Origin of the sequence: Streptococcus pluranimalium (assembly GCF_047785745.1) — a bacterium.
Taxonomy (GTDB): domain Bacteria; phylum Bacillota; class Bacilli; order Lactobacillales; family Streptococcaceae; genus Streptococcus; species Streptococcus pluranimalium_B.
Genome location: NZ_JBLOJT010000014.1, coordinates 19,495 through 27,494, shown reverse-complemented (window position 1 = coordinate 27,494; position 8,000 = coordinate 19,495). Strand labels below are relative to the sequence as shown.

The 8,000-nt window shown below is 40.3% G+C and carries 6 protein-coding genes; 5 read left to right on the top strand and 1 reads right to left on the bottom strand.

Features of this window, described 5'->3' with window-relative positions:
• Positions 1-259: 259 nt before the first annotated feature.
• Positions 260-2,173: a beta-glucoside-specific PTS transporter subunit IIABC gene (locus ACMZ6U_RS03395; protein ID WP_416106262.1), complete on the top strand. Its 1,914-nt coding sequence runs from the start codon at positions 260-262 to the stop codon at positions 2,171-2,173.
• A 71-nt stretch (positions 2,174-2,244) separates the two neighbouring features.
• On the opposite strand, the gene ACMZ6U_RS03390 is transcribed toward ACMZ6U_RS03395, so the two are convergent.
• Complete coding sequence (locus tag ACMZ6U_RS03390; protein ID WP_416106261.1) at positions 2,245-3,174, bottom strand: helix-turn-helix domain-containing protein; 930 nt, start codon at positions 3,172-3,174, stop codon at positions 2,245-2,247.
• A 171-nt stretch (positions 3,175-3,345) separates the two neighbouring features.
• Here ACMZ6U_RS03390 and ACMZ6U_RS03385 point away from each other — a divergent pair, with 171 nt between their 5' ends.
• From ACMZ6U_RS03385 to ACMZ6U_RS03370, 4 genes are all read left to right on the top strand, one after another.
• Positions 3,346-3,585: an NINE protein gene (locus tag ACMZ6U_RS03385; protein WP_115130008.1), complete on the top strand. Its 240-nt coding sequence runs from the start codon at positions 3,346-3,348 to the stop codon at positions 3,583-3,585.
• 148 nt (positions 3,586-3,733) lie between these two features.
• A complete protein-coding gene (locus tag ACMZ6U_RS03380) occupies positions 3,734-5,170 on the top strand; it encodes a glycoside hydrolase family 1 protein (protein WP_416106259.1) in 1,437 nt (478 codons plus the stop codon).
• Between the two features lie 184 nt (positions 5,171-5,354).
• Positions 5,355-6,368 carry a Gfo/Idh/MocA family oxidoreductase gene (locus tag ACMZ6U_RS03375; RefSeq protein ID WP_416106258.1) on the top strand — a complete coding sequence of 338 codons (1,014 nt, stop codon included), beginning with the start codon at positions 5,355-5,357 and terminating at the stop codon, positions 6,366-6,368.
• 133 nt (positions 6,369-6,501) lie between these two features.
• A complete protein-coding gene (locus ACMZ6U_RS03370; protein WP_416106256.1) occupies positions 6,502-7,971 on the top strand; it encodes a glycoside hydrolase family 1 protein in 1,470 nt (489 codons plus the stop codon).
• The last annotated feature ends 29 nt before the right edge of the window (positions 7,972-8,000 follow it).

The following is an 8,000-nucleotide window of genomic DNA, read 5'->3' as shown; positions in this document are numbered from 1 at the left end:
AATGATTAAGCTAGAAAATCATCGACTGAGAAGAATTTTTTGAAAAAACATAAAAAAAGCGCTTGCATTATTCAGATAAGTCTGTTAGTATAATAAACATCAGATGGATTGTTACTGGTTAAGCAGGCAAAACCTAAATAAATACAAGATAAACAGGAGCAGCAATCTCAGGATATGCTGGAGGTTTATTTGGTATTTGTTTAGGTTTTTTGTTTGCCTAAAGACATTCCAAATATCTATTTTCTAGGAGGAGCCAAAAATGGCTAGTAAAGATTATACTGAATTGGCAAAAGATATTGTCGCTCACGTTGGTGGTAAAGACAATGTTGTCAATCTTCGTCACTGTGTGACGCGTTTGCGGTTTGTTTTGAAAGACGAAAGCAAAGCGGATACGGATTATTTAAAAGCACGTGATGGTGTCGTTACCGTTGTTAAAGCTGGTGGTCAATACCAGGTGGTTATCGGAAACCACGTACCGGATGTTTACGCTGCAGTTCTTGAACAGGGAGTTCAAGGAGTTGGATCATTAGATACCGATGAGGGGGATTCAGCACCTAAAGGCAATCTTTTTGACCGTTTCGTGGATTTGGTTTCAGGTATTTTCCAACCTTTCCTAGGACCTTTGGCAGCTGCTGGTATCATTAAAGGTATTGTTGCTATTATGGGTGGTCTAATGGGAATGGATGCATCAAATAGCGCTCTATACGTTATTTTAAATGCCACTGGTGATGGTTTCTTCCAATTCTTGCCATTGCTAATTGCCATTACGTCTGCACGTAAGTTTAAAGTGAATGAATTTACCGCCCTTGCCATTGCCGCGGCTCTTGTTTATCCTGATATTGTAGCTTCAGTAGCAGGGCTAAAAAAAGCAGGACTAGATAACGTCTTTGGTATTCCATTTGCACTTCCAGCCAGTGGCTACCTCTCAACTGTTATGCCAGCGATTTTAGCAATCTGGGTTGCTTCAATCATTGAGAAATTTATGAAGAAAATAACGCCTGATGTGGTGAAACTCTTCGTCGTTCCTTTTGTAACAATCTTAATCACTGTACCGTTGACTTTTCTTGCAGTAGGTCCACTTGCTAATGTGCTATCAGACGGTTTAAGTAATGGACTGGTTGCCATTCAAAGCTTTAACCCAATTATCTTCGGCTTTGTTCTTGGTGCTGGATGGCAAGTGATGGTGATGTTTGGTCTTCACTGGGCAATTGTCCCATTAGCCATATTACAAGTGGCAAGTACTGGCGAATCTGCAATGTTTTCACCAGCCTTACTTCCAAACTTTACGCAAACTGGTGTTCTTCTTGCCATCTTGCTCAAAACAAAGGAACAAAAAGTTAAAACAATTACAACGCCAGCCCTTATCTCATCAATCTTTGGGGTTACAGAGCCAGCTATTTATGGGGTGACCCTCGCTATGCGTACACCATTTATGATTTCATGTGTTGTTTCAGGAATTATTGGTGCAGCTATGATGGCTTTAAAAGTCACTACTTATGCTATCGGTGGTATGGGTGTCTTCCTTTATCCATCGTTGGTAAATCCTAAAACTGGGGATACAAATGGTATGATGTGGGGGATTATCTTAACCTTTGTAGCTATTGTAATTGCCTTTGTTATTCAATACTTTGTTCCAGTTCCAACACTTTACGGAACTCCAACAGAAGAAAAAGTTGAAGAAGCTGGTCTTGTCACAGCTGAAGAAGTTGTTGATATTAAGCAAGAAATCATTGCTAGCCCACTTATTGGTAATGTTGTTACTCTTGAAAATGTATCTGATGAAGTTTTTGCTTCGGGCGCTATGGGTAAAGGAATTGCGATTGATCCAGCGGATGGTGTTGTTGTGGCACCAGCCAATGCAGAAGTATCACTTGTATTCCCAACTAACCATGCTATCGGTCTTAAAACTGAAAATGGTGCTGAAATCTTGATTCACATCGGTATGGATACCGTGTCACTTGTTGGTAAAGGCTTTAAGAATTTTGTTGAAGTTGGTGACAAGGTTACTCCAGGACAAAAACTTCTTGAGTTTGATGTTAATGCTATTAAATCAGCCGGACTTCCAGTTATCACACCAATCATTGTGACAAACACAGATACCTACACAGATGTCTTAACGACACAAGAAGGCCGTGTTAATACAGGAGACTACCTCCTTACAACTGTTAAATAACAAAATGAAATCCTTCCTTCGGGAGGGATTTTTGGGTGTTAAAAAACACGTCACTGTTGTGGCGTGCTTTTTTAGATTAAGATATCATCTTTGGGATTGATAAGCGTTTTGGCTTCCTTGGCTTTAGTGTACTGTTTGCGATATTGGCTCGGTGTCATTTGATAATAATTTTTAAACTGACGGTTAAAGTTGGAGAGGTTGTTAAAGCCGACCTGAGTTGCGATGTCGATGATGGGTTTGCGGCTGTTGACGAGGGCGTCACAGGCCTTGGATAATCTAACTTGAATGATAAATTCGGTACAGGATGACCCCGTTTGTTGTTTGAAAACGGACATGAAATGCGTTTTACTGTAGCCCATTTTTTTAGCTAGGAGTGAGATGGTCAAATCTTCATTGTAATGGTTATTGATGTGGTCAATCAATTCTCTGAGTTTCTCATCCTTGCGGTAGGTATCGTCGGTCAGTTTTCGTACCACATAGCGGTGGAAGAAGAGCAAGTATATCAGCTCGTTCAATCTGGCTTTGAGCAAGACTTCAAAGTGTCTCCCTTCGTCTGTGGCTAATGTGAAAATATCGAAAAGAACACGCTTAATCTCATCATAGCCCTCCATGTGAGGTTGAATACGCTGGACGAACTTGTAAGTGGAATTCTGCAAGGGCTGCAGGTAACGAAGGCTGACCTGGTCAATGATGGAGTAGCCGATCATATCTAGGTGGAAGAGGAAAGTATCAGTGACGTGTGTTTGCTTATCAATAGGGTGAATAGAATGCATGCCGTTGGGACGGATAAGGATGATATCGCCAGCAGTACTGTTGAAAAAGTCATAGTCGATATGGTAGCGAGCGGTTCCTTCATAGACGTAGTTGATTTCTAACTCGGGATGCCAATGAAAAAGGGTATCAGGGCGCCCATCCTTAACTTCGGTATGGAAAAAGTCGTAGGGCAGTAAGTGGTTGTTATAATCAATGTCTAAGCGAAAATCTTCTTTTTGTTTGGTCACAACTATTCTCCTTTGCTTCCCTTTTATTTTAGCATATGTAAAGCTTTTATCAAAGGATAGTATCAGTTTCTGACTAATTACTGTTGTCTAATCAAGTGATTCTTGAAATGATGGTTTATAGATAGCTGAAATTATGTTACACTAATCATATTATTAAGGGAGGAGATTAAAATGGAAAAGAAAATTAATAAACATATTTTTGTATGGTTAGGAAACTTTTTATTTGGATACTTAGGTGTCGATCGTTTTATGCGTGGTCAGATTGGTCTTGGAGTTGCAAAATTATTACTAAATTGGTTGACTCTTGGTCTATGGTGTTTAATTGATTGGATTATTTCAGTTGTTAAAGCTTATAGTACCTATAGCGATGTTGAAGAAATTACTTTTATTGATGGTAAGTATTCCAAATAGTAATAGTGAAAGTGGTATCATTTGATATCATTTTTTTAATTTCTTGAAGTGATTAAAAGGATAGTATCAGTTTTTAAAAGGATAGTGTTAGTCTTTGGAAAGGCTTCCTTATATAATATGCTTAATATAAGATAAACGAGGTAAATACATGGCTTATACATTTCCGAAAGAATTTCTCTGGGGCGGTGCCACAGCTGCCAACCAATTTGAAGGGGCTTATAATCTTGATGGCAAAGGCCTGTCCGTTCAAGATGTCACCCCAAAAGGAGGTATCCCTGCCAAAGCTGGAGACAAGAATCCTTTGATCACAGAAGTACCAACAAAGGATAATCTCAAACTGGAAGGCATTGATTTCTACCACCGTTACAAGGAAGATATTGCCCTTTTTGCGGAAATGGGCTTCAAGGTTTTCCGGATGTCCATTGCTTGGTCTCGTATTTTTCCAAATGGGGATGAAACAGAGCCAAATGAGTCAGGACTTCAGTTCTATGATGATGTTTTTGATGAGCTAGCTAAGTATGGCATTGAACCCTTGGTGACACTATCTCATTATGAAACACCCTTACATTTGGCGCGTGAGTACAATGGTTGGGCTAATCGTGACTTGATCGGTTTTTACGAGAACTATGTTCGTACGGTCTTCACTCGTTACAAGGACAAGGTCAGGTATTGGTTGACTTTTAATGAGGTCAATTCGGTTCTTCATGCTCCTTTCATGTCTGGTGGGATTGCAACGCCAGTTGAAGAATTGTCCAAACAAGACCTCTATCAAGCGGTGCACCACGAGCTAGTGGCATCAGCGTCAGCGACAAAGATTGCCCATGAGATTAACCCTGACTTTAAAGTCGGCTGTATGGTAATTGCTATGCCAGCTTATGGGATGACGTCAACCCCACTTGACCAATTAGCCGTCCATGAGTTTGAAAATCAAAACTATCTTTTCTCTGATATTCATGCGCGTGGCAAATACCCTAACTACATCAAGCGTTTCTTTAAAGAAAACGATATTGAGATTCAATTTGCACCTGGTGATGAGGAAATGCTCAAACATACGGTTGATTTCATTTCCTTCTCATACTATATGTCCGTGGCACAGGCTCATAATCCTGAAGAGTATGTTAGTGGTAAAGGAAATATCTTGGGTGGCATCACGAATCCTTATCTAGAATCATCTGAATGGGGGTGGCAGATTGATCCTGTTGGTCTTCGTTTAGTCCTCAATGATTTTTATGACCGTTACCAGTTGCCACTCTTTATCGTGGAAAATGGTCTAGGTGCTAAGGATGTTTTGGTTGACGGTCCAAATGGTCCAACGGTAGAAGATGATTACCGTATTGACTACCTCCAAAAACACTTGATTCAAGTGGGTGAGGCTTTACAAGATGGTGTGGAACTTTGGGGTTACACTACTTGGGGTCCAATTGATTTGGTCTCAGCTTCAACGGCAGAACTATCAAAACGCTATGGTTTTATTTATGTTGACCGGAATGATGACGGGTCAGGAAGCCTAGCTCGCTACAAGAAAAAATCATTTGATTGGTACAAAGAAGTTATCAGTACTAATGGGGAATCCTTGTATCGCTAACTCTGTTAACATTCTCTAGCCTCTCTCCAGACTAGAGAATTTTTCGTGTCTAGAGAATTATGTTACAATAAAGAAAACGTTTTATAAGTCTATCTTTTTCAAAGATAAATACTATCATTATTTTTCAATCGTGTGACCTAGTGATGACTAACATCTCTCGAGGTCATTTTTAGAAAGGATTTGTATGATTACAACAGGATTTATTGGAAATGGTAAATCAACCAATCGTTACCATATGCCCTTTGTTTTAAAAACAGGCAAGTTTAAGGTTAAAACCATCTATAACCGCTCGATTAAGGATGACTGGGCAAAGGTCGAGGGAGCAGCCTATACCACAAACTTGGATGACCTCTTAAATGACCCAGAGATTGAACTAGTCGTCGTGACAACACCTCTAGGAAATCATTATGAATCTGCCAAGAAGGCTCTTCTAGCTGGAAAGAATGTCCTTTTAGAGAAACCTTTTACGAGAACTTTGGCAGAAGCTGAGGAATTATTTGCTATCGCGCGTGAGAAGGGTCTTATGTTGCAGGGATACCACAATCGTCGCTTTGATGCTGACTTTTTGACGACTCAAAAAGTGCTTGAATCTGGTAAATTAGGGAAACTGCAAGAGCTTGAAATGCATTTTGATTACTTCCGTCCTGAAGTACCTGAGAGTGTTTCTGAGTTTTCGATTGACACCAGTTTCCTCTATAATCATGGTTGCCATACCTTGGATCAAGTGATTTCTTATTTTGGTAAACCTGATAAAGTACATTTTGATTTGCGTCAACTGCTTGGCGACAATCGCATGAATGATTATTTTGATGTCGATTTGACTTATGGAGATGTCAAAATTTCGGTTAAGTCGTCTTATTTCCGTCTCAAAGAACGTCCAAGTTTTGTCGTTTATGGTGACAATGGCACCTTTATCAAGGAAACCAAAGACCGTCAGGAAGAAGATTTGAAAAAATTCTATCTGCCTGACCACGCTGACTTTGGCTTGGATAGACCTCAAGACTATGCTGTCCTTTCTTATATGGAGGATGGTCAATATCACGAAGAAAAAGTCGTCTCAGAAGTTGGTGACTACAGTCTTTTCTACGAAGCCCTTTATGACACCTTGGCAAATGGCGCGGAGCCACTGGTCAAAGAAGAACAGACGCTTTTGCTTATGTCTTTGTTGGAAGAAGGGATAAAGAGTTTAGGGGAATAAACTAATAGTATTGTATGTCTACTTTGTAGGCATTTTTTAATAAGATAGTATCAGTCTGTCGTAATATGTCATCAGAAAAGGCTTTCTTTTTGCGCTATAATACACTTATTAAAACATAAAGAGGTATACAATCATGACTTTTCCAAAGGATTTCCTATGGGGTGGCGCTATTGCTGCCAACCAAGCAGAAGGTGCTTATAATGAAGACGGACGTGGACTGGTACAGACCGATGTGACGACTGGTGGTACGGTCGATTCACCACGTTACACGACTTATATCGATAAAGACGGCAAACCAGGAAAGGTCGGGGGTCTAGGTCACTACGCTAAAATCCCTGAAGGTGCTAAGTTTGCAGTTCTAGACACAGAATATTATCCAAATCATGTGGCGGTAGATTTCTATCATCGCTACAAAGAAGACATTGAGCTCTTTGCAGAGATGGACTATTCAATCTTCCGCTTGTCTATTTCTTGGGCACGTATTTTCCCTAACGGGGATGCTTCAAAGCCCAATCAGGCAGGACTTGATTTTTACCGCTCTGCATTCGAAGAGTGTCGTAAATGCAATATCGAACCACTCGTGTCTATCTGGCATTTTGATACACCACTAGCTCTTGAAGAAAACTATGGTGGTTGGACTAACCGTAAACTTATTGATTTTTACGTGAAATACTGTGAGGTTATTTTCAATGAATACAAAGACCTTGTCAAATATTGGTTGACATTTAACGAAATCAATAACACAACCATGTTCCTTGATATGTTTGGCGGTAAGGCTTCTGATGAAGAGTATCAAGCTGGCTATCAAACCCTTCATAACCAATTTGTTGCGTCAGTTAAAGCGGTTCAACTCGGTCACAAAATCAATTCTGACTTTATGATTGGTAACATGATTTGTGGGATTACTTTCTACCCAGCAACTTGTGATCCCAAAGATATCTTGGCTAACCAGCACAAGTGGGAATCAGGCATTTACTATTGTGGGGACGTTCAAGCTAAAGGAAGGTATGGCACTTATGCCAAACGTCTCTGGCAAGAGCACAATGTTGAGCTAGACATCACAGAAGAAGACCTTAAAAATGGTACCGTAGACGTGTACACCTTCTCATACTACATGTCAAACAATGTGACAACACATACAGGTGGAGAACAAGTAGCCGGAAACTTCTCAGTGGGTGCTAAGAATCCTTACTTGACCTACTCCGATTGGGGTTGGGCACATGACCCAGATGGGCTTCAATACTATCTTGAAAAAATTTATGACCGTTATGAAATCCCAATCATGGTGGTTGAAAATGGACTTGGAGCCTTTGATACAGTTGAAGAAGATGGTTCCATTCATGATGATTACCGTATTGATTACCACCGTGCCCATATCAAAGCGATGAGTACAGCTATTGATAATGGCGTGGACCTCATTGCCTACACCACTTGGGGCTGTATCGACATCGTTTCAGCTGGTACAGGTGAAATGCGTAAACGCTATGGGTTTATCTATGTGGATATGGACGATGCCGGAAATGGTACTCTAAACCGAACACCAAAAGACAGTTTCCACTGGTACAAAAAAGTCATCGCCTCAAATGGGGAAGAGCTTGAATAAGAAAAAGGAATCACGATTGTCTGTCAGTC

Excerpts from the sequence above, each read along its gene's own strand:
- ACMZ6U_RS03370 (WP_416106256.1), top strand. The coding sequence starts at position 6,502 with ATGACTTTTCCAAAGGATTTCCTATGGGGTGGCGCTATTGCTGCCAAC.
- ACMZ6U_RS03380 (WP_416106259.1), top strand. The coding sequence starts at position 3,734 with ATGGCTTATACATTTCCGAAAGAATTTCTCTGGGGCGGTGCCACAGCT.
- ACMZ6U_RS03385 (WP_115130008.1), top strand. The coding sequence starts at position 3,346 with ATGGAAAAGAAAATTAATAAACATATTTTTGTATGGTTAGGAAACTTT.
- ACMZ6U_RS03375 (WP_416106258.1), top strand. The coding sequence starts at position 5,355 with ATGATTACAACAGGATTTATTGGAAATGGTAAATCAACCAATCGTTAC.
- ACMZ6U_RS03395 (WP_416106262.1), top strand. The coding sequence starts at position 260 with ATGGCTAGTAAAGATTATACTGAATTGGCAAAAGATATTGTCGCTCAC.